Annotated in this window: 19 protein-coding genes; 3 read left to right on the top strand and 16 right to left on the bottom strand. The window is 61.0% G+C overall.

Going from position 1 to position 25,172, the window contains the following annotated elements; all coding sequences use genetic code 11:
* Positions 1-53: 53 nt before the first annotated feature.
* Both KZX66_RS10680 and KZX66_RS10675 read right to left on the bottom strand, forming a co-directional pair.
* On the bottom strand, positions 54-2,309 hold the full coding sequence (locus tag KZX66_RS10680; RefSeq protein WP_248079182.1) for an ATP-dependent DNA helicase: 2,256 nt from the start codon (positions 2,307-2,309) through the stop codon (positions 54-56).
* Positions 2,306-3,955 carry a VRR-NUC domain-containing protein gene (locus KZX66_RS10675; RefSeq protein ID WP_248079179.1) on the bottom strand — a complete coding sequence of 550 codons (1,650 nt, stop codon included), beginning with the start codon at positions 3,953-3,955 and terminating at the stop codon, positions 2,306-2,308. The genes KZX66_RS10680 and KZX66_RS10675 overlap by 4 nt, the downstream gene beginning before the upstream one ends.
* Positions 3,956-4,141: 186 nt before the next feature.
* Here KZX66_RS10675 and KZX66_RS10670 point away from each other — a divergent pair, with 186 nt between their 5' ends.
* Positions 4,142-4,366 (top strand): YgdI/YgdR family lipoprotein, encoded by a 225-nt coding sequence (locus KZX66_RS10670; protein ID WP_248079176.1) that lies wholly within the window; start codon positions 4,142-4,144, stop codon positions 4,364-4,366.
* 57 nt (positions 4,367-4,423) lie between these two features.
* Here the strand turns inward: KZX66_RS10670 and KZX66_RS10665 are convergent, their stop codons facing one another.
* From KZX66_RS10665 to KZX66_RS10620, 10 genes are all read right to left on the bottom strand, one after another.
* Positions 4,424-5,848 (bottom strand): lipase, encoded by a 1,425-nt coding sequence (locus KZX66_RS10665; protein WP_248079174.1) that lies wholly within the window; start codon positions 5,846-5,848, stop codon positions 4,424-4,426.
* 41 nt (positions 5,849-5,889) lie between these two features.
* Complete coding sequence (locus KZX66_RS10660; protein ID WP_248079172.1) at positions 5,890-7,230, bottom strand: TolC family outer membrane protein; 1,341 nt, start codon at positions 7,228-7,230, stop codon at positions 5,890-5,892.
* Between the two features lie 2 nt (positions 7,231-7,232).
* Positions 7,233-8,534 carry an HlyD family type I secretion periplasmic adaptor subunit gene (locus tag KZX66_RS10655; RefSeq protein WP_248079170.1) on the bottom strand — a complete coding sequence of 434 codons (1,302 nt, stop codon included), beginning with the start codon at positions 8,532-8,534 and terminating at the stop codon, positions 7,233-7,235.
* Positions 8,531-10,282 carry a type I secretion system permease/ATPase gene (locus tag KZX66_RS10650; protein ID WP_248079168.1) on the bottom strand — a complete coding sequence of 584 codons (1,752 nt, stop codon included), beginning with the start codon at positions 10,280-10,282 and terminating at the stop codon, positions 8,531-8,533. The genes KZX66_RS10655 and KZX66_RS10650 overlap by 4 nt, the downstream gene beginning before the upstream one ends.
* Before the next feature lie 103 nt (positions 10,283-10,385).
* Positions 10,386-10,754 carry a protease inhibitor Inh/omp19 family protein gene (locus KZX66_RS10645; RefSeq protein WP_248079166.1) on the bottom strand — a complete coding sequence of 123 codons (369 nt, stop codon included), beginning with the start codon at positions 10,752-10,754 and terminating at the stop codon, positions 10,386-10,388.
* A 49-nt stretch (positions 10,755-10,803) separates the two neighbouring features.
* Positions 10,804-12,237 (bottom strand): serralysin family metalloprotease, encoded by a 1,434-nt coding sequence (locus KZX66_RS10640; protein ID WP_248079164.1) that lies wholly within the window; start codon positions 12,235-12,237, stop codon positions 10,804-10,806.
* Between the two features lie 501 nt (positions 12,238-12,738).
* Positions 12,739-13,818: a polyamine ABC transporter substrate-binding protein gene (locus KZX66_RS10635; RefSeq protein WP_248079161.1), complete on the bottom strand. Its 1,080-nt coding sequence runs from the start codon at positions 13,816-13,818 to the stop codon at positions 12,739-12,741.
* Positions 13,819-13,878: 60 nt separating this feature from the next.
* The gene (locus tag KZX66_RS10630) at positions 13,879-14,220 is read right to left on the bottom strand and encodes a cupin domain-containing protein (RefSeq protein ID WP_248079159.1); all 342 of its coding nucleotides are present in this window, start codon (positions 14,218-14,220) and stop codon (positions 13,879-13,881) included.
* A 27-nt stretch (positions 14,221-14,247) separates the two neighbouring features.
* Positions 14,248-15,654: an FAD-binding oxidoreductase gene (locus KZX66_RS10625; RefSeq protein WP_248079156.1), complete on the bottom strand. Its 1,407-nt coding sequence runs from the start codon at positions 15,652-15,654 to the stop codon at positions 14,248-14,250.
* Between the two features lie 49 nt (positions 15,655-15,703).
* On the bottom strand, positions 15,704-16,513 hold the full coding sequence (locus tag KZX66_RS10620; protein WP_248079154.1) for a helix-turn-helix domain-containing protein: 810 nt from the start codon (positions 16,511-16,513) through the stop codon (positions 15,704-15,706).
* A gap of 254 nt (positions 16,514-16,767) precedes the next feature.
* On the opposite strand from KZX66_RS10620, the gene KZX66_RS10615 reads away from it, so the two are divergent.
* The gene (locus KZX66_RS10615) at positions 16,768-17,040 is read left to right on the top strand and encodes a DUF1652 domain-containing protein (protein WP_248079151.1); all 273 of its coding nucleotides are present in this window, start codon (positions 16,768-16,770) and stop codon (positions 17,038-17,040) included.
* An 11-nt stretch (positions 17,041-17,051) separates the two neighbouring features.
* Here the strand turns inward: KZX66_RS10615 and KZX66_RS10610 are convergent, their stop codons facing one another.
* Positions 17,052-19,499 (bottom strand): UvrD-helicase domain-containing protein, encoded by a 2,448-nt coding sequence (locus KZX66_RS10610; RefSeq protein ID WP_248079148.1) that lies wholly within the window; start codon positions 19,497-19,499, stop codon positions 17,052-17,054.
* A gap of 219 nt (positions 19,500-19,718) precedes the next feature.
* Here KZX66_RS10610 and KZX66_RS10605 point away from each other — a divergent pair, with 219 nt between their 5' ends.
* Positions 19,719-20,414, top strand: a complete 696-nt coding sequence (locus tag KZX66_RS10605; protein WP_248079145.1) for a pirin family protein — start codon at positions 19,719-19,721, stop codon at positions 20,412-20,414.
* A 68-nt stretch (positions 20,415-20,482) separates the two neighbouring features.
* Here the strand turns inward: KZX66_RS10605 and pgm are convergent, their stop codons facing one another.
* The 3 genes from pgm to KZX66_RS10590 all read right to left on the bottom strand — a co-directional run bounded on the left by pgm (position 20,483) and on the right by KZX66_RS10590 (position 25,034).
* On the bottom strand, positions 20,483-22,126 hold the full coding sequence (pgm, locus tag KZX66_RS10600) for a phosphoglucomutase (alpha-D-glucose-1,6-bisphosphate-dependent) (RefSeq protein ID WP_248079143.1): 1,644 nt from the start codon (positions 22,124-22,126) through the stop codon (positions 20,483-20,485).
* Between the two features lie 95 nt (positions 22,127-22,221).
* Positions 22,222-23,628, bottom strand: a complete 1,407-nt coding sequence (locus KZX66_RS10595) for a PLP-dependent aminotransferase family protein (RefSeq protein WP_248079141.1) — start codon at positions 23,626-23,628, stop codon at positions 22,222-22,224.
* On the bottom strand, positions 23,625-25,034 hold the full coding sequence (locus KZX66_RS10590; protein WP_248079138.1) for a hypothetical protein: 1,410 nt from the start codon (positions 25,032-25,034) through the stop codon (positions 23,625-23,627). Before KZX66_RS10590 ends, KZX66_RS10595 begins: the two co-directional genes overlap by 4 nt.
* Positions 25,035-25,172: the final 138 nt, after the last annotated feature.

Below are 25,172 nucleotides of genomic sequence, written 5' to 3'. Positions count from 1 at the left end.
GCCAGGGTGCAAGATTGTGCTTCACGCGGCCAGCAATATTGATGCGGCAAATATCAGCCAACGGCCCACCAGCGTGGCAGCAACTGACGGACCCGTGCCTCGCCAAAGCGGTCATCGATCAACATCACCACGCCCTGATCCTGCTGGCTGCGAATCACCCTGCCCGCCGCCTGCACGACTTTTTGCAGGCCGGGATACAAATAGGTGTAGTCATACCCGGCGCCGAAGATCGCCGCCATGCGCTGCTTCATCTGCTCGTTGACCGGGTTCAGTTGCGGCAGGCCCAACGTGGCGATGAACGCACCGATCAAGCGGGCACCGGGCAGGTCGATGCCTTCGCCGAATGCACCGCCGAGCACGGCAAAGCCGATGCCCTGGCTGTGCTCGGTAAACTGATCGAGAAAAGCCTGGCGCTCGGCCTCGGCCATGCCCCGCGATTGCTGCCACAGCGGCAGGTGCGGATGCCGCTCGGCCAGCAGTTGCGCCACTTGTTGCAAGTAATCGAAACTCGAAAAAAACGCCAGGTAGTTGCCCGGTTGCCGGCTGAACTGCGCGGCAATCAGCTCGACGATCGGCCCCAGCGACGCGTGACGATGCACGTAGCGGGTGGAGATCTCATCAACGATACGCACCTGCAATTGCTCGGCCTTGAACGGCGACTCGACGTCGATCCACGCAGTGTCCGCGGGCAGGCCAAGCAGGTCGGCGTAATAGTGCCGGGGGCTCAATGTGGCGGAAAACAACACGCTGCTGCGGGCGGCAGTCAGCCTGGGACGGATGAACTCGGCGGGCACCACGTTGCGCAGGCACAGGCTGGAACTGCTGCGTTTGCCACTGAGCTGGCGTTTGGTGATGTCGAAAATGAACTGCTCGTTGAACAGCTCGGCCACCTTGGCAAAGTGCAGGGCCTCGAAGTAGAAGGCTTGCAGGTCGCCCGCCAGGGCCTCGGGGCGGTCGTTGAAGTAGTCGCCCATGGCGCTGCTGCACAGGCTCAGGGCCTGCAACAGTTTGTCGGGCCTGCCGGCATAGGCTTGGTACGGCGCGACCTGCTCTTTGTGCAGCGCATTCCACTCACGGTTCAGGCGCTGCAAAGGTTTCTTCAACGGTTCGGGGGCCATGTCGCGCAGGGTTTTGAGGCTGTACTGGTCGAGGCTGGCGCTGTACATCGAGCGTGCGCGCTCGACCAGATTATGGGCTTCGTCCACCAATACGGCGGCGCGCCATTGGTTGAGTTGGGCCAGGCCAAAGAGCATGGCGCCAAAGTCGAAATAGTAGTTGTAGTCGGCAACCACCAGGTCGGCCCAGCGCGCCATTTCCTGGCTCAGGTAGTACGGGCAGACATCATGGGCCAGGGCCACGTCGCGCAGGTTGCGCTGATCAAGCAAGCGAATGTCAGACGCGGCGATCCGCGCGGCGGGCAGACGGTCGTAGAAACCTTTGGCCAAAGGGCAGGAATCGCCGTGACAGGCTTTGTCAGGGTGCTCGCAGGCTTTGTCCCTTGCCACCAATTCCAGCACGCGCAACGGCAGATCGGGGGTGCTGGTCTGCAACACCTGCGCGGCATCCAGCGCGAGCTTTCGGCCAGGCGTCTTGGCGGTAAGGAAAAACACCTTGTCCAGTTGTTGGGGCGCCAGCGCCTTGAGCAACGGGAAGATCGTGCCGATGGTCTTGCCGATACCCGTCGGCGCCTGGGCCATCAGGCAACGCCCGGTGCTCACGGCCTTGTACACCGACTCGGCCAGCGAGCGCTGCCCGGGACGAAAGTCGGCATGGGGGAAGCTCAAGGCTTGCGCCGCCCCGTCGCGGGCTTCGCGGTGCTGCATCTCTTGCCGGGCCCACCCGAGGAACAGCTCACACTGGCGATTGAAGAACGCTTGCAGCTCATCGGCCTGCAAGCGTTGGTTAAGCACGGTCTCACCCTCGCCGACGATATCGAAGTACACCAATGCCAGTTCGATCTCGGCCAGCCCCAGCTTCTGGCACATCAACCAGCCGTACACTTTGACCTGCGCCCAGTGCAGCTGGCGGTGGTTGGCCGGCTGGGCGTCGAGGTCGCCACGGTAGGTTTTGACTTCTTCCAGGCGGTTGGCGTCCGGGTCGTAGCCATCCGCCCTGCCCCGTACGCTGAGCTGCTGGTATTGGCCTTCGAGCGCCACTTCGTGCTGGTAGTGCGCGTTGCGCCGTGACGCCACGGTGCGGTGCCCGACCATGCCTTCCTGGGCGCTGGGCGATGGGGTAAAGCGCAGGTCCAGGTCGCCGACCTTGGCCGTGAACTCACACAGTGCCCGCACGGCCACGCGGTAGCTCAAGCCGCTTGCTCCGCCCAGCGCACGTAGCAGACGGTGACCGGCATCTGGTTTTCACCGCAGAACGCCAGCCAACGCAATTGGTTGTCTTGCAGGCGGTCGCCGGGGCCTTTGACTTCGATCATGCGGTAGCGCTTTTGCGCCGGCCAGAACTGGATCAGGTCGGGCATACCGGTCCGGTTGGCACGGATATCCAGCAACAGTCGCTCAAACCAGTAGCGCAGATGCTCGGCGGGCAAACAGTCCAACGCCTGTTCCAACAGCGCTTCACTCAGCAGGTTCCAGAATACGAACGGCGACTGGATCCCCCATTTCTCTGCATAGCGTTGGCGGATGACCGCTTTGTAGCGGTCATCGCGCAGTTGCTCGAAACACGCGGCGAACAGCGGCGCGCGGCGTTGATGGAAGTCCTCGCTGTGCAGGTCTGCCGGCCCGCGCTGGAACGGGTGAAAGAACGCGCCGGGCAGTGGCGCGAAGATTACGTCCCAGCACAACAGGCCGAAGAGTGAGTTGATCAGGCCGTTTTCGACGTAATGCACCGGCCCATCCGGCTCACTCAGGTGCGCCAGCACGCAATGCTCCACCGACATCAGCGGCTGTGGCAGTACCAGTTCAAGGTCCAGCCGCGTGACTTCACGGGGCTTGAGCGCAGGCAGCCTGGGTTCACCAAGCTTGCGTCGCAGACGCGGGATCACCCGCAGCAGGTGTTGCGCCTCGGCAGCACTTTCCGGCGCCTGTTGTGCCGCGCTTGCCAGCGCCATGGCCTGTGCGTAGTCCTCCTGACGCTCCAGCACGCGGATCAGCCGGGCGCGGGCGCCTGGGTAGGCGCAGGTGCGGTAGATCTGCTCGGCCAGGGCCAGTTCGGCGCTGCGCTCACAGTACTGCCCGATCTGGAACAGCAATTTTGCGCGGCGTTTTTCCAGCCACGGGTTGTCGGTGTGCAGTGCGGCGACCTGCGCCAGCACCTCTTCAAGGGCCGCGCCGCTTTCGAAGGCTTGCTGGCACTGGTGCAGGAACAGATAACCCTGCACGTCGGCACGCGTGCGCAAACCGCGGGATTCGCTGCAAATGTCGACTTTTTCGTAGGTGTAGATGCCCAGATCCGCCAGCACGAACTCTGACCAGTCCTGATGCAGGTTGCCGAAGAACATCAGGCGCAGGCGGTCGCACAGGTCCATCACGGTAAGGCTGTACAGCGTGTCGCTCAGGTCCGGGCACCAGCTGGCAAAACTGCGCGGCTCACTGAACTGCGCGGCCAACCCTTCGAGCCAGTCGGCCTTCTTGCCTTTGGGTTGGCTGATCCAGGGTGTGAACGCGGCGAGCAGTTCGCCTTTTTGCAGCAAGGCGAACAGTTCTTCAAACGCCAATGGGCACTGCCCATCGACCCAGCCCAAGGCGCGCAACGGCACAGTGGCGGCGTGAGGACAGCCGATTTCCAGGTAATTGAGTTTGGACGCGCGAAAATGCATGCCTTTGCGCATGACCATTCGCACCAATAACGCCTGGGAGGCCTGGGGCAAGCTGTCAAATTGCTGAATGAACTGCGTTTCGTCGGGTGCGAGCAGGTCGGCATAACGTTGCCCCAGCCAATGCAGGACTTGGCGGAAGTTATGCAGGTAATAGAGCGGATCTTCGAGGGTGCTGGCCATGGAGGGGGTCAATCAAATACTGGTTATGCATACAGAGTGCCGTCGTCAGCAGCGTGTTGCAATCGGTAATAGATAAATGGCGCACGCAACTTTTTGTATAAAAGTGATCAGATGGGGGAGTCGATGACGTAACATTTACGGCCCGCAGCCCTGGCGCGGGACTTTTCAAGGTTAAAGGTAAGGGTTATGAACATGAAGAATTTGGGTCTTCCGATGGTTGCACTCACTTTTCTGCTACTGGGCGGTTGCGCGACGCAAACCGTGGTGACGCTGCAAAATGGCACGCAATATTTGACCAAAGACACGCCCAACGCCAAAACCGCCGATGGCTTCTATGAATTCACCGATATTGCCGGCAAGCGCATACGCGTCAAGGCCGATGATGTGGCGACGGTGCGCAAGGAAGACTGATCTTCAAACGTCAACGCCGATCAAAAGTGCGAGGGAGCATGCTCCCTCGCCACCGCGTTAGCTGATCACAATCCCCTCCCCCGACACACCGCTCACCCCCACCAACGTCACCGAATCCCCACCGAAGCTGATCACCGTGTCCGCGCCCACCCTCTGAATGTGATCACGGATGTCCGCACTGCCTGACACCTGGGTGAACACCAGCTTATCCGTGGGCTGGCAGCCAATGATCCGGTCCTGACCAAACTGCCCGCTGAACACAAAGGTGTTGTGCCCGCTGTTATCACGGATCGTGTCATTGCCCTTGCCGCCCTCGATAAAGTCCGCGCCCTTGCCGCCCTGGATCAGGTCATTGCCGTCGCTGCCAATGATGAAGGTGTTGCCCTGGTGCGGCTCGGCGTTGCGGTTGAGGTCCTGTACCCAGGTGGTGGCGCGGGCCGGGTCGGACAGGTTGGCGACGATGATCGTCGAATCGCGTGTCATCTGCTCATAGAAACCGGATTGCAGGATACGCGTCATGCCGTCGCCATACGCCGTGGGCAAATGGGACACCCACGTCGGCAGTTGGGTGATGGAGAACGGCAGCACATTCCACAGCGTCGAGGCGTAATGGTCGTTGAAGCTGACGATATTGTCGGTGGTCGAGCCATGGGGTTTGTCATGCACGCCCAATGACGACCAGTTGAAGGAGGAGCCGTCCAGTGCGCGAAACACCGGATCGTTTTCGTAGCCGATATTAAGCACGTTGTCGCTGCTGCTCTGGGTCGGCGAAGCATAGGCGATGTAATTGGCATCCCGGCAGAACCCGGCCCATTTGCCGCTGCTCAGGTCCGCCAGGCTGTTGACCGCCAACCCGCCCAGGCTATGGCCGCTGACCAGCACATCCTGGCCGCTCAGGCCGCGGGCACTGGCGTAATCGGCGACGTGTTTGAGCAAGGTGCCAAAGGCTTCGCCTGCGTAGTTTTTTGCGTAGTCCCTGGGGCCCAGGGCCGCGAGTACGTCGCTGACCAGGTCGCCAATCGAATCGCTGATCAGGCTTTCCCTGGGGCCCGAGGTGCCGCGAAATCCGATGCCGATTTGCAACAGCTTGCCGGCGTCGTCGTATTTGCCGAGCACCTCAACCTGCGCCGTGGTGTAGCCGGGCTTCTCGCCGAAGAACGTGCCCCTGGCGTCGACCTTGCCGGCATAGCCCAGGGTACTGGCGCTGATGGGCGTCCAACCGGCCTGTTGTACGGCGTCCAGCGCGGCTTTTTCCGCGTCCGGGTTCCAAGGGATGCCGGGAATCACACCCTGAGAGTCGCTGCTGCCGAGCACTGCCCCGACCAACGTGGCCGGCAAGCCCAAGCCCAAGCCGTTGAGCTGGTAGCCCACGGCAAAACCGTTATCCAGGTTGTGATAGGTATACAGCGTGATCGCCATGGCATCGGCGAACAGCGCCTTGGAGCCCTCGGTGCCGAGGTTTTTGTAGTCGAACACACCCATGGTATTGCCTCTCTTTTTGTTGGCGTTATCGAGAAAGCGCTTTAATGCGGTGTCGGACCGAAGGCCTCGTCCACTTTGGCCAGGTCGGTGTCGCGCAGGTTACCGGCGTAGTAATGCAGCTTGGTCCAGGCCATCAGGTAGTCGTAACGGGCCTGGGCCAGGTCGCGACGGGTGCTGTAGAGCTGCTGTTCGGCGTTCAGCGCATCCAGGTTGACCCGCTCGCCGCCGAGAATGCTCTGCCGGGTCGAGACCACCAGCGCTTCGGCCGAGGCGAGGGCCTTCTGGTACGCACGCAGCTTGCTCACGCCGGACAGGCAGGCGCTGAACTGGCGGCGCAGTTCAATCAGGGTTTCGCGGGTCTTGCCTTCCAGTTCGTACTCGGCCTGCTCCATGGCGCGGCTGGCCTGGCGGGTGGACGCCGAGATGCCGCCGCCGGCATACAGCGGCAGGCTCACTTCTACGCCGATGGTGTTGGTGTCGTAGCGCTGGTTGTAGGTATTGCCACTGTCAGACTCCTGCTGGCGCGAGCTGGCGTAGGCCGTGACTTTGGGCAGATGCCCGGCGCGGTTGCGCTCCACTTCATAGCGCGCCACTTCCAGGGCCTGGCGCTGGGACGCGAGCGTCGGGTTGCTGCTGATTGCCAGCGCATGCCAGGCGTCGTAGTTGGCCGGGGCCAGGGCGAACGCAGCAAACGCCTGGTTAAGCGGCGCAAGATCCTGAATGTTGACGCTCTGCACGCCAATCAGCGCACCCAACTCCCTTAGCGAGGCGTCCTGTTCGTCCAGCGCTTCGATCTCTTCGGCGCTGGCCAGCTCATAGCGGGATTCGGCCTCGAGAATATCGGTACGCGTGCCCTCGCCCTGCTGGAACAGGTGCCGGTTTTGCTGGAATTGCCGCTCGAAGGCCTTCTTCTTGGCGCGCGCGATGTCGATCTGGTCCTGGGCAAACAACGCCTGGGTGTAATAAGTGAGCACGCGCACCAGCAGCGCCTGGCTCTTGTCGCGAAAGCTCTCATCGGCAAACAACGCCTGGGCCACGCCCTTGCGGTAGTTGGCGTAGGCCTCGTAGTCGAACAGCGGCTGTTGCAGGCTGAAGGTAGAACCGTAACTGTTGTAGTTGCGGTCGTCGTGGTAATTGCCACCACGGCCGTCGGGCAAGGTGGCCTGTGAGTTGTTACGGCCCTTGTTGTAGTTGTACGACAGCTTAGGCAGCAGGCCGGCCCGACCGATGGTGCGGTTTTCAAGGCCCGCGTCGCGCTCCTTGATGGCGCCGAGGAACACCGGGTCGTTGCGCAAGGCTTGCTCGTACACATCGAACGGGCCCATGGCGGCCTCGACGCTGCTGCAGCTCAACAATAAGCAGGCGATAAACACCGGTTTCATGTTCATTCCTCGGTCAACGCGGAGCCGGCGCGGTCGAGCAGCGGCTTGAACAGGTAGTTGAGCAGCGAGCGCTCACCGGTGCGCACGAACATCTCGGCGGGCATGCCGGGTTTGATCACCAGGCCGTGAAGTTTTTCCAGGGCAGCTTCACTCACGGTGGTGCGCAACACGTAGTAAGGCGCGCCGGTTTTTTCATCGAGCATCTGGTCGGCGGAAATCAGGCTGACCTCTCCCGGCACTCGTGGCGTGCGGCTCTGGTTGAACGCGGTGAAGAGAATATCCACCGGTAACTGTGTACCGATCTTGTCCACCAGGTGCACCGGCAAGTGCCCTTCCACCTCCAGGCGAGTGCCTTGGGGCACGATTTCCAGCAGGGTCTCACCGGCGCGTACCACGGCGCCTTCGGTGTGCACGCCGAGGTTGACCGCAATGCCATCCGCCGGCGCGTTGATTTCGCTGTGCTGCAGGTCGAACCCGGCCGAGGTGAGTTGCTGCTCAAGGGTCAGGCTGCGCAACTGCGCATCGGCCAATTGGCTGCGCACTTCTTTCTGGTATTCCTCGCTGTGCTGCTGCAACTTGAGGCGCGATTCGAGGATGCCCTGCTCCACCCGGCCGCTTTCGCCGCTGTTCTGCGCCAGGTCCTGTTGCACCTGGGACAACTGGCGTTGATATTCCATCAGGCGATTACGCGGAATATAGCCGTTGTCGGCCAAGGGTTGCAGGTTGCTCAACTGGTCACGCAGCGATTGCGCCTGGGCGGTCAAATCGCTGCGGGCGCGGCGCATGCCGTTGAGCTGCGCGGAGGCGCCTTCGATGTTCGCGCGAATACCGGCCTGCTCTCGGGCAAAGGCTTCGCGACGGCTGCTGAACAGTTGGCGCTGGCCTTCCAGCACCAGCGCCAACGCAGGATCGGAGTGGTTGCTCAGTTCAGCGGGAAACGTGATGCTGGCGCGGTTATCCCGCTCGCTCTGCCAGCGTGCCACGCTGGCCCAGGCCATGCGGTATTGGGCTTGCAGCGAGTGCACATCGGCCTGACTCTGGGTCTGGTCGAGCCGGAACAGCGGCTGGCCCTGTTTTACCGACTCGCCTTCACGCACCAGAATGCGGCTGACCACACCAGGACTGAGGGTTTGCACGGCCTTGCGCTTGCCCGACACCACCACCGTGCCCTGCACTGCAATGCCCTGATCCAACGGCGCCAGGCTGGCCCACAGGAAAAACCCACCAGCTCCGACCACTGTCAGCAGCCAGCCCATGCGCACAAAAAAAACGGCGTCGCGTCGTTCGACAGTAAGGCTGCTCATACACCCGGATTCCTTGCGGTTTGATACTGGCGACTGAAACTGACGCCGGGTTTGTCCTTCGGTGCATCCTGCTGACCGGACAGTGCGCGCAGCACCTCCTGGCTCGGCCCGAACGCCTGCAGGCGCCCTTCATTGAGCACCAGCAATTTGTCGGCCTGGGCCAGCGCCGAGGAGCGATGGGTCACCAGCACCACGCTGCTGCCCTGGGCCTTCATTTGCACGATGGCGCCGGCCAGCGCCGCTTCACCCACGGTGTCGAGGTTGGAATTGGGCTCATCGAGCACGATCAAACGCGGCCCGCCGTACAGCGCACGGGCCAGGGCTACTCGCTGTTTCTGCCCACCGGACAGACCGGTGCCGTTGTCCCCCAGTACGGTGTCATAGCCCTGAGGCAGCCGCAGGATCAGTTCATGCACCCCGGCCTGTTGCGCAGCCTTGACCACCCACGCAGGGTCCGCTTGGCGAAAACGCGCGATGTTGTCGGCGATGCTGCCGCTGAACAGTTCAATGTCCTGGGGCAAATAGCCGATATGCGGGCCCAGGTCGTCACGGTCCCAGCGATGAATATCCGCAGCGTCCAGGCGCACGGTGCCCGCCAGCGTCGGCCATACACCCACCAGCACGCGGGCCAGGGTCGACTTGCCCGAACCCGAGGCTCCCAGCACGCCAAGCACTTCGCCGGCGCCCAGGCTGAAGCTGACCTGATGCAGGGTCGCCATACGCCGCCCCGGCGGGCCTGCACTGACGGTTTCGAAACTCACCTGGCCTTTGGGCGCCGGCAACGCCATCGGCTCGACCTGCGGCGGGAACTCGCGCAATAAGTTATCCAGGCGCTGATAGGCCAGCTTGGCCGAACTCCATTGCTTCCACACGGCGATCAACTGGTCGATCGGACTGAGCACCCGGCCCATCAGGATGGAGCCGGCGATCATCATCCCTGCGGTCATATCGCCGCGAATCACCAGCAGCGCGCCCAGGCCCAGGACCAACGATTGCAGGCATAAACGCAGTGACTTGCTCAAGGAGGTGATCACTGAACCGGTGTCACTGGCGCTGTTCTGCAAGCGCAAAAACTGCGAATGCACGGCAAACCAGCGCTCGCGCAACGCGCCCAGCATGCCCATGGCCTGGATGGTTTCGGCGTTATGCAGATGGCTGGTGGCCAGTTGGGTCGACTGCTGGGAAAACACACCGGCCTCGCCCAGCGGCTTTTTGGTCAGGTATTCGTTGAGGCATGCGAGGCCGATCAGCAGCACAGCGCCCGCAGTGGCCAGCACGCCAAGCCATACATTGAACAGAAAAATCACGAACAGGTAGATCGGAAACCACGGCGCATCAAAAAACGCGAACAGCGCAGGCCCGGTGATGAATTGACGGATATGGGTCAGGTCCCCCAACGATTGCCCGGCATGCCCCTGGCCGCGCTGCAGGTTGCGTTCAAACGCTGCTTTGTACACGCGTAAGTTGAAACGCCGCTCCAACTGGCTGCCGATTCGGATCACGATAAAACTGCGGATCACTTCCAGCAGGCCGATAAAAGCAAAGAAACCGACGACCATCAGCGTCAACATTACCAGGGTGGTTTCGTTCTGGGACGACAACACGCGGTCATACACTTGCAGCATGTAAATCGACGGCACCAGCATCAGCAGGTTAATCAATGCCGTGAAGCAGCCAACACTGATCAAGATGCGCCTGTATTCACCCAGCGCCTTAAATAAAGGCGCGACGACATGGGGCTTGGCCATATGTTTTTATCTTCCTTGAAGCACATTTCGCGCAACAGTTGCCCGCCCTCCTTTATAGAGGTCAGCCAACTAATAAATTTGAGTTATAGGCTTATAGCGATAACTAAGGCATTCGTTTCAATTCAATCACGGCGCCTGACTTAGTGCGGGCCTGATAGCCGCCGTCCTTCTGACGATTCAAGTGGGCGATGCCGCTGCCCTCAGCGTTGAACAGCCAAATGCCGTCGGGTGTCGGCGACCAGCTCATTGGCCTGTCTCCCAGCCATTGTTCGGCACAGGCGACATCGCCGCCCAGGGCGTTGGCCTGTTCCAGCAGGTCGAGGGCGCACACGTGGTCCTGCTGGTGCAACTGCCAGTGCCCGGCCAATTGGGCGCTGCTGGGTAATACAAGACTGCTCGCCATTGCGTGGGCTCCTGCCGACACGAACATCACCTGCATGACGCAGGCGATCAAATTGAAAAAACGCTGCATCTTTATGCTCGATCCCTGAGGCGCGGCGCCGAAACGCCGCGCCGGTGTATCAGGCCACGATGTCGCTGACGGCCGCCTGGCCGACGGTGGTGACGAGGAAGTCCGCCGCGCCGTGCCCGGAGAAGTCCACCGCCAAAGTGCCCAGGTTGGTGCCTGCCGCGTAACTCAATACCGCGTCGCCGGCATGCCCGGTGAATGCATTGACGAAGGTCAGGCCGGTCCCTTGGGTGATGCCGCTGAGGTCGATCTTGTCCGAACCGGAGGTAAAGTCAAAGATCTTGTCCGCCGCCCCTGGCTTGGAGTCGGAGCTGGCACCGAACACAAAGGTGTCGCGGCCCGCGCCGCCCCACAGTTGATCAGCACCGCCGCCGCCATAGATCAGGTCGTTACCGGCCCCACCCTTGATGACGTTGGCGGCATTGTTGCCGATGATCAGGTCGTTGCCCGCGCCGCCGAATGCGTTCTCGACCGTCACGCCCTTGGCGATGGACACGTTGCCCACCAGGCCACCCACGTCGGAGAACGCCGTCTCGTTGAGGTTGATCTTCTGGTTTTGGGTGAAGCCGGAGAAGTCCAGGGTGTCGTTGCCGCCACCGTCCCACACCGAGAACACCAGTTTGTCGGCGTTGGAGCTGGCGCTGAGAAAATCACGCCCGGTGTTGGAGTTGAACCCGTAAGTGGTGTCGCCGGCGCGGGTGTTGTAGTTGGCGCCGTAGAGCTTCTGAATCGCGGCGATATCGTCGATCAGCGGGCCGGACGCATAGGCTTCGACCCCGCCTTTGCTGAAGTTCTGGTTGGTGTTGCTCTCACTCCAGTAACTCATGAGGCTGTAGCCGCGCGTGTCCTGTCCATAGGTCGCGTCGTTGTAGTTGGGCGCGCCTTCGCCGGCGTTGTAGTCGCCGGGGTGAGCCAGACCCAGGGTGTGGCCGATTTCGTGGGTCAGGGTCTGCCGGCCATAATTGTTCAGGTCCGGGGTCTTGTTCGGCGTGTAGCTGTTGTTGGTCAGGTACCACGAGGTGCCGTCGTAGCCCGCGCCGGTGCCGGGCAGGTAGGCGAAGGCCGCTGCGCCGTCCTGGCCGCTGCTGTAATTGCCGAAGGTCATATGGCCGTCACCGCCGGTGGCTTTCTCGGTGAAGGTGACCTTGGCCACGTCCGCCCAAGACTGCATGGCCAGTACGGCCTGTGCCTTCTGCTGCGCGCTGAACTGGCTGAAGCCCGAAATGCCATGTTTGTTCAGGGTGCTCGAGGACGCCGAGGTCAGGAACGTGTAGGTCAGGTCGATCTTGCCGTTGCCGTCAAAGTCCCGGTACGCGGCGCCATCGCGCAGCAGTTGGGTGGCTGCCTGGTCGACGGTGTAGGAGGGTTTGCCATTGATCGTGAGGTTGCCGCCACGGTCATACAGATGGCTGAAGCTATCGATTTGCGAGTAAGCGGTGCTGGCTTGCGCCGCCGACACGATAGCCTTGTCTTTTACTTTTGACATAAACGTACTTCCTTGTTTGCAAGTGCATCAGTCTTTATTCGATAGGAACCCCGCGGGCGAGATCGTCCTATCACTCGCCTCTTTTGAAGGCGTAAGAAAACTGACACAACTTGAAATCTTTCGTCCACCTCTATTTCCAGCATAGAAAACACCGCTTCGGTAAGCAGTGTAAGTTTGCGCCGTATTCATTGGCCGGCTTTGAGTTTGTCCGACAAAAAACCATCGCCACGTATTTAAATATTAAATAGCACTAACGCCACTCAACTTAGGTGCCGCCACTAATAAATGGATCCAATATATTGACAGGGTGTCAATCGCAACATTAAACAGCCATTACTTCAACTAACGGTTAGCGCTGCATTATTGACTCAGTGGACATGGTCTGGAAAACCCCTGAGCACCCTGCGTGTTTTGTGAAGGCGCAAATGTGTGGTGAGCGAGTTTGCCCGGTCACCACGGAAAACCACCCTCCCATGCCCACATGCGCGCTTTGCGCCCAGGTCAGCGGCCCATGCGAATGGTGTTCCAGATCCGCGTGCGAATCCGGTCGATGCTCAGGGGCATCGCTTCCAAGGCGAACAATTTGCCCATCATGGCCTCGCTTGGGTAGATCTTGGTGTCCGACTTGATCTGGGGCTCGACCAGGCTATCGGCCGCGCTGTTGCCGTTGGCGTAGTGCACGGCGTTGGTGATGTCCGCCATCACTTGGGGCTCGAGCAAATAGTTCATGAACGCATAACCGGCCTTTTCATCCGGGGCGTCGGCGGGCATGGCGACCATGTCGAACCAGATAGCGGCGCCTTCCTTGGGAATCTGATAACCAATCTTCACGCCATTGTTGGCTTCCTTGGCGCGGCTTTCGGCTTGCAGCACGTCGCCGGAGAAGCCGACGGCCACGCAGATATCGCCATTGGCCAGGTCGCCCGTGTATTTCGACGAATGGAAGTACGCCACATACGGCCGCACTTTCATCAGCAGCGCCTCGGCTTTTTTGTAGTCCTCCGGGTTTTTACTGTGGGGCGGCAAGCCCAGGTAATTAAGGGCGATCGGCAGCAGCTCCGGGCCGTTGTCGAGGATGGCCACCCCACATTTGCTGAGTTTTTCCATGTACTCGGGCTTGAAGATCAGGTCCCAGGAGTCCACCGGGGCGTTGTCCCCCAGCACGGCCTTGACCTTGTCGATGTTGTAGCCGATGCCGGTACTGCCCCACAGGTACGGAAAGCCGTGGGCGTTGCCCGGATCGTTGTTTTCCAGGGCCTTGAGCAGTACCGGGTTGAGGTTCTTCCAGTTAGGTAACTGGCGTTTGTCGAGCTTCTTCAACGCGCCGCCCTGGATCTGCCGGGCCATGAAATGGTTGGACGGAAACACCACGTCGTACCCGGAGTTGCCGGTCATCAGCTTGCCATCGAGGGTTTCGTTGCTGTCATACACGTCGTAGCTGAAGCCGATCCCGGTCTGCTTCTGGAAGTTCTTCGTGGTATCGGGCGCAATGTAGCTGGACCAGTTGTAGATTTTCACCGTCTCGGCGGCCTGGCTGATAGAGGCCAACAACATCAAGGGCAACAGGGCAATGGCTTTCATGGTTCGATTTCCTGGCGGTTTTAGGGCTGTTTTTATGGCAGGCGATCAAGGATCAAAGCGTTACAGAATCAGGACATAGGTCTTGCGCACGGTTTCCTGGATATCCCAGATGCCCGTGCTGTTGGCCGGCAACATCAGTGCATCGCCGGCTTGTATGTGAATGACTTCACCGTTGTCGGGGGTGAAGGTGCAGCGGCCCTGGATAAAGTGGCAAAACTCCTGGGATTTAATCTGTCGACGCCAGCGGCCTGGGGTGCAGGCCCAGATGCCGGTCTCGACGCCGTCGCTGCGTTCGACGCTGAAGGTCGAGGCCACGGCGATCGGCTCGCCCAGGGGCACGGCCACTGGCGACGCGTCGGGTAAATCGGTGTTCAGCGTGTCTTTGAAGTGCGTAATGCTCATGGGCGATTCCCGTGTGAATGAAGCAGTTCAGTGCATGAAACCTTCCATGAATCCGGCCACCCCGGTCGCCAGTTTGCGGCGCCAGGGCGCGGTGTTGGGGTTGGCTAATACCTGGTCTTCATGGACGAAGCTGCGAATGATCGCGTTGTAGCCCAGCCAGCGGCAGGGTTCGGGTTCCCAGGTTTTGAGCGCGTCCAGGCCTCTGTCGCGAATGACCCAGGGCTGCCGAGTCAGCGGCGTATCACGCCCCAGGATCAGGTCGGCCAGGGTGCGGCCACCGAGGTTGGTAGCCCCCACGCCCTCCCCGCCATAGCCTCCGGACAACGCGATGCCGTTATTGCGGTCGCAAAGCATGTGCGGTCGGAAATGGCGTGACATGCCGAGGTTGCCGCCCCACGAATGGGTAATCCGCACGTTCTTCAGCTGTGGGAACAGTTCACCGAACAGGTAGCGACGCAGCTCCACTTCGCTGTCGGTCAAATCGAAGTTATGGCGCAATTTGCCGGCGAACTGATACCCGCCGCGGGCACCGAACACCAGGCGGTTATCCGCCGTGCGCTGGCCATAGGTGACCTGGCGACTGCTTTCGCCAAAAGCCTGGCCATTGCGCAGGCCGATCTCGTCCCAGATGCCGGCTGGCAGCGGCTCGGTGGCGACGATCAGGCTTTGCACCGGCAACTGGTAACGGCCCAGGGGCGGCAAGGTGTTGGCGTAGCCTTCGACCGCTGGCACAACCCATGACGCGCGCACGCTGGCTTTCGCCGTGCGCAGACTGCCGGATTGCCACTGCGTGACGGGGCTGTTCTCATAAATCTTCACGCTCATGCGCTCCACCAACCGCGCCAGGCCGCGCACCAGCTTGGCCGGGTGGATCGTGGCAACGTGGGATGCATAGATACCGCCATAGGGCCGGGCGATGCGGATCTGTTCGGCCAATTGCTGCGGGCTCAGCCAGCGGTAGTCGGCTTCGGTGAGGCCTTGAGCGTAGAGTTTGTGCAGGTAGCCGCGCAGGCCGGTTTCCTGCTCGGGGTAGCGCGCGGCGCAGTACAGCGCACCGCCCTTGCGGTAGTCGCAATCGATGCCTTCACGGGCCAGCACCTGTGCCACTTCATCAGGAATGCCGTGGAGTAAATCGAATGAGGCGCGGCGCTGTTCAGGGGCCAGGCCGGCCAACAGACGGTCTTCGCCCAGCAGGTTGCCCATCAGCCAGCCGCCGTTGCGACCGGATGCGCCGAACCCCGCGGTTTGCGCTTCGATGATTGCGACAGTCAGTTCGGGCGCCTGGCGCTTGAGGTAGTAAGCCGTCCACAGCCCGGTGTACCCGGCGCCGATGATGGCCACGTTGACGTCCAGGTCATGCTCAAGGGATGGCCGCGCCAGCAGCGGGTCGTCCAGTTGGTCCATCCATAAACTGATGTTGCGCCATGCCGGCATGCCAAGCTCCCCTACCTCGTGTGGATAGGGCTGATGCTAGGGCTTGGGGTCAGGGGCTGTCTTGCGCGCGTGCACGCAGGGAAATTTGTTTGACGTAGGCCTTGGGCGACTGGCCGGTGTGCTGGCGGAACGCGCTGTAGAACGCCGACAACGAATTGAAGCCGGCCGCGAAGGCCAAGTCGTCGACTTTGATCGGCGGCGTGGCGTGCTCCAGTGCGGCCAATAAATGCTGGAGTCGCGCCTGGTTGACGTAACGGTAGAAGCTTTGTCCCAGCACTTGGTTGAGCAGGTAAGAAATCTGATTGCGGCTGTAGCCGCATTCCCTGGCGACCCGCTGCAGGTCCAGCTCAGGGTCCAGGTAGGGTTGTTTGTGGACAAAGTACTGTTGCAGGTCATTGGCCATATGCCCCAATTGCTGGGGCGACAGGCCCAGGCGGCTGACCGTTGGGCGCAGCGCCTGGGTGGCTTGTTCATGGACCAGCGAGGCGTATTCATTGACCCGCCAGATCAGCCCGTCGCGCACGGTGATGGCTTCGCTGGTGCGAAACGACACCAACCCGCGGCCGCCCCGCAAGGTGATGCGGTACTGGATAAACGCCGTGTCACCATCGGCACGAATGCGGTCAGTGTGCTCAATCGCTTCGTCGGCCTCGCGGGGCATGCTCGCTTGCAGGTATTCGCGCAGTTCGGCGTAACCGATGACACGGTTCTGGAAAAAGTCGTGATATTGGATATCCGGGTGGTAGTAAGCCATTACTCCGTCCAGATCGCGGTGGCGCCAACACAGGTGGTGGCGCAACACCAGCTCGCCCGTGGCGTGGGTGTGCTGGCGGTCCTCGTTTGGGGCGATGTCGGGCATGTAAGGCTCGGCTGCAAGTAAACCGTGGAGACTGCCGAAATTCAGCGTTGCCTTCAATGGTGGTGCACATCTTCGGACTAGTGGCGATTTGCCCAGTTATCGGTAGGACGTGACCCACATCAATCTAATGGAAAACAACCGCTGAACGGACCGAAAAAACCCACCTCGCGCTTGCGAACGAATGCTATTTTAAAATTCGTCGGCCATGACCAGTGACGGTAATGGCCCCTGCCGCGAGCTAAAGGAAGCGCTCAATGAACAAGGTGGGCAACATGAACAAAGTGACGTTCCCCAACGCCTGCCAGCTGATGCGCTGGCATTTTCATCCGATGGGCTTCGAGGCCAGCATGGACGCGCCGGGCAGTATGATCGCCCGCCTGTTCGACCGGGCCAGCGGCGAAACCCTGATTGCCATTGCCGGGATCCCCTGTGCCACCGTGATGAACGCCACCGACGTGGAGCGCATCATCGAAGCGGTGGAGGATGAGCTGGCGTCCTTTGTGCCGCCGCTGTCATTGCGCGCCTGACGCCTGCGCCCTTAGCCGCGCTGGTCGTCAAAGAACGCCTTCTTGCCGTCGACCCGCTCTGAGGCTTTCGGCACATTCACCGCCTGGCCCTCGGGCTTTTCCACATACCAATAGCAATGGCTGACGGCCCGGGTGATCCCGACATAGGCCAGGCGCAGCACCTCATCCTTTTGCGCGCAGTCATACGGTTCACTGTCGCCTTCCTTGCCCAGACCTGCCATGCGGTAAACCTGGTTCTTGTAGGGCGAGCTGGTCACGTGCTGGCAGTCCCCCAGTAGAAAGACCGCATCGGCCTGCAGCCCCTTGGCACTGTGATAAGTGAGTTGCCGAAGCCTGCGCGCGGCAGGCGCCAAGCTGGAATCAGCATTAATTGCGGCCTGAATATGCTCTTGAATCAATAGCTTATCGCTGCTTTTTCGATACAGCATTAACACCGAATCACCCTTTTGATAATGCGCCAGCAATTGGCGCCCCAGAGCGGCGTCGTCGCGCTCAAGCACCTTGACGGGCTCCAGCGCCTTGGGCGTGCCACAGGCCTTGGCTTTTTTGCCGGGGATCGCCGGCGCGGCGCGCACGATATGTTCGGCCGCGTCGATGATGTGCTGGTGACTGCGGTAGTTCTCGCCCAGCATCACGCGGGTGGTACTCGGCGATGGGAACTCCTGATTGAACGCCATGAAGTATTTGGGCGAACTGCCCCGCCAGCCGTAGATCGATTGCCAGTCGTCACCTACGCACAGCAGCGATGAGCGCTGTGCGCCGCGCCCGACGTGCATCGCCGGGCCACGGCTGCGGATTTCACGCAGGCTGGCGCGGATCCACGAAACGATCTGCGGCGACACGTCCTGGAACTCATCGATCATCAAGTGCGACAACGGTCGCAGTAATGAATCGCTGAGCAGCTTGAGGTTTTCCGGGGTGTTTTCGCCAAACAGCGAGAACATGCGGTTGTAGGTCATGATCGGCGGCGACTGGTCGAGCAAGTGGTCTTCCAGGGCCTTCCAGAAAATGCTCAGGGCCTCGAAGAAGTACCGGTCGGGATCGTCCTTGGCAAAGCTCATTCGGCTGACAGCGCTGGGCACATCCAGCCCGAGATTTTCGATAAAACCGGCCGCAGTGACAAAACTGTCCAGCAGCGGCGCGCCAGCCAGCTCACCTTTGACCTTGTAATCAAACCCGGGCCCGGCACTGGCATCGCCAGCCAAGCTGCTCAGGACGCGTTTTGATGATTCATAATTATCCAGCCATATCAGCGGTTTGCGACAGAAAGCTTGAAACAGGGTGCGCTTTACCGCCCATTCGGCGCGCACCGACAGTTTCGCATTTGGCCGGCTCAGTTGCGGGTTTTCCTGCGGATCGAAGCCCAGCACCACCCATGCGTCCAGCGCAGCTATATAGCCGTGGCAGTGAAACAGCGCGCCATTGATCTCCACCGTCTGGCGGTTGGGCTCAATGCCTTTGATCGGCCAGGCCCCAGCACGAAACCACAGGTCCTCGATCACATCGCACAGCTCTTCATCGCGCTTGGCCGCCAGCTCAGTGACCGCCACGCGCTTTTGCACGTCCGGGTGGTCGCGCTCCAGTTCTTTGAGCTGCAGGCCATGGCGCGCCAGCGGCGTGATCAGCTCACGAAAGCGTGCGTGCCGGCCATGCAGCCGGTGATAACAGGCATTCAGGTGCTGGCGCTGGGCGTCGTTGATGCGCAAGTCGAAGGGATTGCTGTCGGCCTCCTCGAACCCTGAACTCAGGTTCTCGAACGCCTGCAGACGCTCAAAGCCCGGCAGGCTGCGCACCATCGGCAAAATGCGTGAATGGAAGGTACGCACGATGGCCTGGGCTTCTTTGATGCCAATGGGTTGGCCCCACAGGCTGAGGATTTGCATAAGCTTGCTGATGAAATCTTTACGTGACTCACGGGTGAAGGTCACCACGGTCATCGAGCTCAACTCAAAGCCCAGGTAATGGGTGAGCAGCAAAATACGCAGAACCAGAGAGGTGGATTTACCAGCCCCGGCCCCGGCAATAACCGAGGTCGATGGCGTATCGCTGAAGATCATCTTCCATTGCGCGGCACTGGGCTGCGCGTGGGCCGGCAGTAAGCGCGCCACATCAGCCTTCATGCGTTTTTTCAGATCGGCGGTCAGAGGCAGCCGCCAATCGTCGAACAGGCTGTCGTCGACACCGGGTGCAGGATGCTCATCGGGACGAAAGTCGCGAATCAACAGGACCTGGCGACCCTCTTCCAGGCCATCGGCCTTGCCTTCACGGTAACCGTACTCCACGCCCGCCTCGTGGCCGCTGCGAAAACCGTCGGCCTGACCGTGCAACCAGGAAAACCGATGCTGCGCACGCAGACGGGTCAGGCCGTGGCCGAACAGGCGGGCGGCGAGTCGTTTCAACAGCGGCATGTCGGCGAGCGGGCGCAGTTCGGGGGGCAGATCAGGCTTGTGTTGCGGCACGCGGACTCCTGCGATGGGCTGAGTTTTGACAAGTGCGCCATGGTCGCCGGAATCGCGGCTCAGTTCCAGCCAATTGCTGTAGCGTCATGCAGTTAGGCGATGAAGTGAAAGTCAAAACGCCGCTAAACAATCTATTTAGCTGATAGGAATCAGGCATTTTTTACGCTTTTTATCGATGAAGTGCTGGTGGAAGATGAACGCTATCAACAGGAGGCAATCATGCTTGAACTTCGACCTTTCACCGGCTTGGGCGGCGCCCATCATGGCTGGCTTGACGCTCATCACCATTTCTCGTTCGCCGAGTACCACGACCCCAAGCGCATGCACTGGGGCAACCTGCGGGTGTGGAACGACGACATCATTGCGCCGGGCACCGGCTTTCCACAGCACTCACACCGCGATATGGAAATCATCACCTACGTGCGCGAAGGCGCCATCAGCCATGCCGACAACCTTGGCAACAAGGGGCGGACTGAAGCGGGTGATGTGCAGGTCATGAGCGCAGGCACCGGGATCGCCCACAGCGAATACAACCTGGAAGCCACGCCGACCAAGATTTTCCAGATCTGGATTATCCCGAACGAAGCCGGGCTGCCGCCTTCATGGGGCGCCAAGCCGTTTCCCAAGGGCGAGCGCGAGGGGTTCGTGACGCTGGCCAGCGGCAAAAACGGTGACCGCGAGAGCCTGCGCATCCGTGCCGATGCACGCTTGGTGGCGGCCAACTTGAAAGCCGGAGAAAGCGCTGAATACCGCCTGGACGGCGGGCGCCGCGCGTATCTGGTGCCGGCCACGGGGCTGATTGAAGTCAATGGTTTGCGCGCGCAGGCGCGGGATGGTGTTGCGGTTGAGGATGAGCAGGTGTTGCGGGTGACTGCGATCGAGGACAGCGAAATCGTACTGGTCGATCTGGCCTGATCAGATGCCAGGTGGACCCTCACGAAGGTGGCGGGTGTGTCCGCCACCTTCGTTTCAAGCGCGGGCTGTCAGTTGGAGATTGCGCCATCTACCAGCACTTGGGCTTCTTCCACGAGCTTTTTGAGATGATCTTCGCCAATAAAGCTCTCTGCGTAGATTTTGTAGATATCCTCGGTGCCCGATGGCCGTGCGGCAAACCAGCCGTTTTCGGTCATCACTTTCAAGCCGCCAATCGCCTGGTTATTGCCCGGCGCGTGGCTGAGGATCTGCTGGATGCTTTCGCCGGCCAGTTCGGTGGAAGTCACCTGCTCGGGCGACAGTTTGCCCAGCAAGGCTTTCTGCGCCGGCGTGGCTTTGGCGTCGACCCGAATGGCGAACGGCTCACCCAGCGCGTCGGTCAGGCCACGGTAGATCTGGCTTGGGTCCTGGCCTTTGCGCGAGGTCATCTCGGCGGCCAGCAACGCGGGAATCAGGCCGTCCTTGTCGGTGCTCCAGACGCTGCCGTCCTTGCGCAGGAATGACGCCCCGGCGCTTTCTTCGCCGCCAAACCCCAGCGAACCGTCGAACAAGCCATCGGCAAACCACTTGAAGCCCACCGGCACTTCATACAAACGACGCCCGATACGCGCGGCCACACGATCGATCAAACCGCTGCTGACCACGGTTTTGCCCACCGCCGCATCGGCGCGCCAGTCAGGACGGTTCTGGAACAGGTAGTCGATGGACACCGCCAGGTAGTTGTTCGGCGCCAACAGCCCGCCGGACGGGGTGACGATGCCGTGGCGATCGTGGTCCGGGTCGCAGGCGAAGGCGACGTCAAAACGCTCTTTCAACCCGATCAAGCCCTGCATGGCGTAGCTGGAGGATGGGTCCATGCGGATCTGGCCGTCCCAGTCGACACTCATAAAGCGGAACGTGGAATCGACTTCGGTGTTGACCACGTCCAGGTTCAGGCGGTAGTGCTCGGCGATCGCCGACCAATAGCGCACCCCTGCTCCGCCCAAAGGATCGACGCCCAGGCGCAGATCGGCGCTGCGGATCGCGTCCATGTCGATCACATTGATCAGGTCGGCCACGTAGCTGTTGAGGTAGTCGTGGCGATGGGTGGTCTCGGCCTTGAGGGCCTTGGCGTGGGTGATGCGCTTGACCCCTGCCAGCTTGTTCGCGAGCAGCTCGTTGGCCTTGGCTTCGATCCACTTGGTCACGTGGGTATCGGCCGGTCCACCGTTGGGCGGGTTGTACTTGTAGCCGCCACTCTGCGGCGGGTTGTGAGACGGCGTGATCACGATGCCGTCAGCCAGACCGCTGGTACGGCCGCGGTTGTAGCAAATGATGGCGTGGGAAATCGCCGGCGTCGGCGTGTACTCATCGCCTTCTGCCAGCATCACGTGCACGCCGTTGGCGGCCAGGACTTCCAGGGCGCTGGCACCGGCGGGCGTCGACAGCGCGTGGGTGTCGAGGCCGACGAACAGCGGTCCGTTGATGCCTTGGGCTTCACGGTACAGGCAGATCGCCTGGCTGATGGCGAGCACATGCCATTCGTTGAAGCTCAGCTCGAACGAGCTGCCACGGTGGCCGGAGGTACCAAAGGCCACGCGCTGGGTGGAGATCGCTGCATCAGGCTGGCCGGTGTAATAGGCCGTGACCAGTCGCGGGATATCCACCAGCAACTGGGCCGGCGCCGGTTTGCCCGCAAAAGGACTGATTGTCATGCATAAACCTCGAAAAGAAGGATTTGGAAAAGGGCAGTTTACTGAGAGTTGGACTACTGCGCGACGTTATCGATCCTACAACAATGACAGAAATTTCAGCTCGTCTGCGCCTTGTGCAGTGCATCACTCAGCGCCGTCAGAGCAATGTCCAGATTAGGCTGCCCATGAAAGGTGTGGCTAAAGCGCAGGTTCTGGTGGTGCAGGCCACTGACGCTGAACAACTCCCCCGGCGCAATCACCACCTGCTGCGCCAGCAAGCGCTGAAACACTTGGCGCATGTCCACCGCACGCGTGGAGGCCAGCCAGAACGCTGCCCCTGCTGCCGGCATGTGATAGGCCACCTGGTCGCCCAACTGCTGATCCAGACGTCGGCTCATCTGCGCGGCTTGTTCACACAGTTGTTGGCGCAGTGAACCCAGGTGCTGGTCGATTCGCCCGCTTTGATACAGACGCGCGATGGCACGCTGGCGAATCGACGACACGCGAAATGCACGCTGCAGGAACTGGCGCTGCAACTCAGTGCTCAGGTGCCGCGACAGCAGATAACCATAGGGCGCTTCGGAGCCGAGTAATTTATCGAACGAGGAAAATACGATCAGTCGCTCGGGGTTCACCAGTTCGCGCAGTGGCGTGTGCGTGCTATCGAAGCTCAGCGCGCCGAAGGTGTCGTTCTCCAGTAACCAGCAGCCGTGCTGTCCCAGCAATCGCGCCGTCTCCTGGCGCTCGCAGCGCGACATCGTGACGCCGGAAGGCAGGCTGACCTTAGATGAGAGCATCACCAGGTGCACCGTTTCGTCACGCAGCAGTTGCTCCAGGGTCGCGCGGTCCAGACCGCCCGCGGGGGTCCACGGCAATTCGAGGATCCGCACCCCGGCATCCTGCAACAGGCGCAAGACCTGCCAGTCACAGGGCGATTCCACAATCACCGTGGTACCGCGCAGGCCCAACACGTCGATCAGGATGTCCAGCACACCGCGCAGGTCGGCACCAATGTACACATCATCGGCATTCCAGCAGTGGGTGGGCGATGAGGTGTACCGCGCGGCCAGCACAGCGCGTAACTCCCACACCCCATAAGGTTGCGACCACGGCTGCAAGTGTTGCGGATACTGGCGCACCAACTCGCGTTCCAGGCGCAACAGGGCCGCGTCCAGGGAGGCGAGCAGCGCCGGTTCATCGCCACTGAACACCACCATCCCGGGGCGCCGGGCCGCCGCGTAGAGACGGTCGAGCAAATCGCCGCCCGCCCACGCCGGCGGGTGTTTGGACATGGGCCAGGCGTAGTATCCGGACTTGGCCACCGAATAAATCCGGCCCTCCTTCTCCAGCAGCGCATAGGCGTACTGGATCGTCGAGATCGACACGTTCAGGCGCCCGGCCAGTTGCCGCAGTGACGGCAGCTTTACCGGGGTGTCGCTGCTGACTTCGTTGATCAGGTTGATCAGATAACGGTAGACCGCCTGATAGGCGAAATCCGCCTGACGCTCGCCACGCAGGGTCATCGCCCGGACAATTGCGCGGCCTGCGCCGGGCCATGAGCGGCACGGGTACGCCGCACACCCACGGACGGCCGTTTACGATACAGGTGCTGTAACAACGGCAAGGGCAAACCGCTGGTGTCGGTGAGCCACTGCTGCAGCATGTCGGCCGACGGCTTGCCCTGAAGCACCTTATGCAACTCCGGCAGCGCCACCAGCATGCCCGGATGACATTGACGCAAATAGCCTTCGAGGCGCTCGCCGTGATGGATGAAGGGTGAGAACAACAGGCAAATCAATTGCGTTTCATCCACGCCAAAAAACGCCTCGGCATAGGTACTTGCCAGCATCCGCCCTTCAGCGGTCCCCGCCTGGGCCAGCCATTCTTCGGGCACGTGCAGACGACGCAGGTAGGACGCTGCTTGCTGCATGAACCCTTCGACCCCCTCTTCATAGTCCAACTCACGCAGGCATTCGGCCTGCAACCCTTGCAAGTGGACCATCAACAGCGGATTCGAGCAGGCCGGATGGCTGAAGTGAAAACCCAGCGGGTCGGGGGTAAAGGCCATGAATTCGGTCAGCAACGACGATGAGTCCAGGTCAACGTCTTCCAGCAGGTCTGCGATGCCGATGTAGCTCAGGTGGCGGTGGCTGCCTTCGCTGGGTGTTTCAGGGAGCTCATGGTGCTCGCCGAACACGTCATGGTAGTAGCCGGCACTCCACGCCTCCATCCGCGCGAACACCGCATTGAGGGAACGCGCCCGCCCTTTGGTTATCGGCATGCCGGCGGCTTGGGCGGCTTTTTTGAGCCAAGCGAGGAACTGGCCTTGCTTACGCGCAGAATCGCCGCTGACCAACGCGTGGACGCCGCCATTACAGGTGGTGACACGCTGATAGAAGTCACCAAGGGCCAGGTAGGTGTCGTTGCACAATGTTGCGCGACTGTCTCCGGCACTCATGTGCCCGATCATCAACCTCGCGCGCTGGGTGATCTCTCGCCCTGCCGCCGAGGCTGGACGCTGATGATTGAAGGGCTGAATCTCCTGGTTTTCCACCATCAGCAGTTCGACACGCGGGTCATCGTGAAGGAACAAACGGCCGTAGCCCCGGTTGAGCGTATCGAACTGGGCGTCGGTAATTCCTGCGTGCCGTAACGTTGCAACCCGCAACTGAAAGGTGCGCGGCGCCCGCCCCGCAATGGTCAACTGAGCGGCACGCAACAACGCGAGGGTGTAACTGCTGACTTCACCGCCGCCGTGAGCCAACAGCACTTTAAAGTCCCCTACCTGTTCCATCCCCCCCGCCGCAACGATTATTCGTTGGACTAACAGTTGGAGTGCCGTGCGTCCTGCGCGGCTCAAATGCCCGATCAAGCGTTGCAGAACTTGTTGATAAACATGGTTCATTGCCTGCTCGTGAATAGTGCTCATAGTTCTACTACCTGAGTTGGAAGATCAGTTTCAAGCAACGACTGACAGTGTTTGCTCGACCTATTGCATGGGTAGGAAAATTGCGCGACACCTTGTGCGTCGATGAATAAACCCTAGCACTTTGCAACACACCAACAG

It is taken from the genome of Pseudomonas sp. EYE_354, from assembly GCF_023148575.1.
Taxonomy (GTDB): Bacteria; Pseudomonadota; Gammaproteobacteria; order Pseudomonadales; family Pseudomonadaceae; genus Aquipseudomonas.
The sequence above is the reverse complement of the archived record's forward strand: the minus strand, read 5'-3'. Positions and strand labels throughout refer to the sequence as shown.

Coding starts and splice junctions, on each gene's coding strand:
- KZX66_RS10635 (WP_248079161.1), bottom strand. CDS start 13,818: ATGAAAGCCATTGCCCTGTTGCCCTTGATGTTGTTGGCCTCTATCAGC.
- KZX66_RS10605 (WP_248079145.1), top strand. CDS start 19,719: ATGCTTGAACTTCGACCTTTCACCGGCTTGGGCGGCGCCCATCATGGC.
- KZX66_RS10650 (WP_248079168.1), bottom strand. CDS start 10,282: ATGGCCAAGCCCCATGTCGTCGCGCCTTTATTTAAGGCGCTGGGTGAA.
- KZX66_RS10595 (WP_248079141.1), bottom strand. CDS start 23,628: ATGACCCTGCGTGGCGAGCGTCAGGCGGATTTCGCCTATCAGGCGGTC.
- KZX66_RS10660 (WP_248079172.1), bottom strand. CDS start 7,230: ATGAAACCGGTGTTTATCGCCTGCTTATTGTTGAGCTGCAGCAGCGTC.
- KZX66_RS10645 (WP_248079166.1), bottom strand. CDS start 10,754: ATGCAGCGTTTTTTCAATTTGATCGCCTGCGTCATGCAGGTGATGTTC.
- KZX66_RS10665 (WP_248079174.1), bottom strand. CDS start 5,848: ATGGGTGTGTTCGACTACAAAAACCTCGGCACCGAGGGCTCCAAGGCG.
- KZX66_RS10615 (WP_248079151.1), top strand. CDS start 16,768: ATGAACAAGGTGGGCAACATGAACAAAGTGACGTTCCCCAACGCCTGC.
- KZX66_RS10640 (WP_248079164.1), bottom strand. CDS start 12,237: ATGTCAAAAGTAAAAGACAAGGCTATCGTGTCGGCGGCGCAAGCCAGC.
- KZX66_RS10675 (WP_248079179.1), bottom strand. CDS start 3,955: ATGGCCAGCACCCTCGAAGATCCGCTCTATTACCTGCATAACTTCCGC.
- KZX66_RS10670 (WP_248079176.1), top strand. CDS start 4,142: ATGAACATGAAGAATTTGGGTCTTCCGATGGTTGCACTCACTTTTCTG.
- KZX66_RS10625 (WP_248079156.1), bottom strand. CDS start 15,654: ATGCCGGCATGGCGCAACATCAGTTTATGGATGGACCAACTGGACGAC.
- pgm (WP_248079143.1), bottom strand. CDS start 22,126: ATGACAATCAGTCCTTTTGCGGGCAAACCGGCGCCGGCCCAGTTGCTG.
- KZX66_RS10620 (WP_248079154.1), bottom strand. CDS start 16,513: ATGCCCGACATCGCCCCAAACGAGGACCGCCAGCACACCCACGCCACG.
- KZX66_RS10655 (WP_248079170.1), bottom strand. CDS start 8,534: ATGAGCAGCCTTACTGTCGAACGACGCGACGCCGTTTTTTTTGTGCGC.
- KZX66_RS10590 (WP_248079138.1), bottom strand. CDS start 25,034: ATGAGCACTATTCACGAGCAGGCAATGAACCATGTTTATCAACAAGTT.
- KZX66_RS10630 (WP_248079159.1), bottom strand. CDS start 14,220: ATGAGCATTACGCACTTCAAAGACACGCTGAACACCGATTTACCCGAC.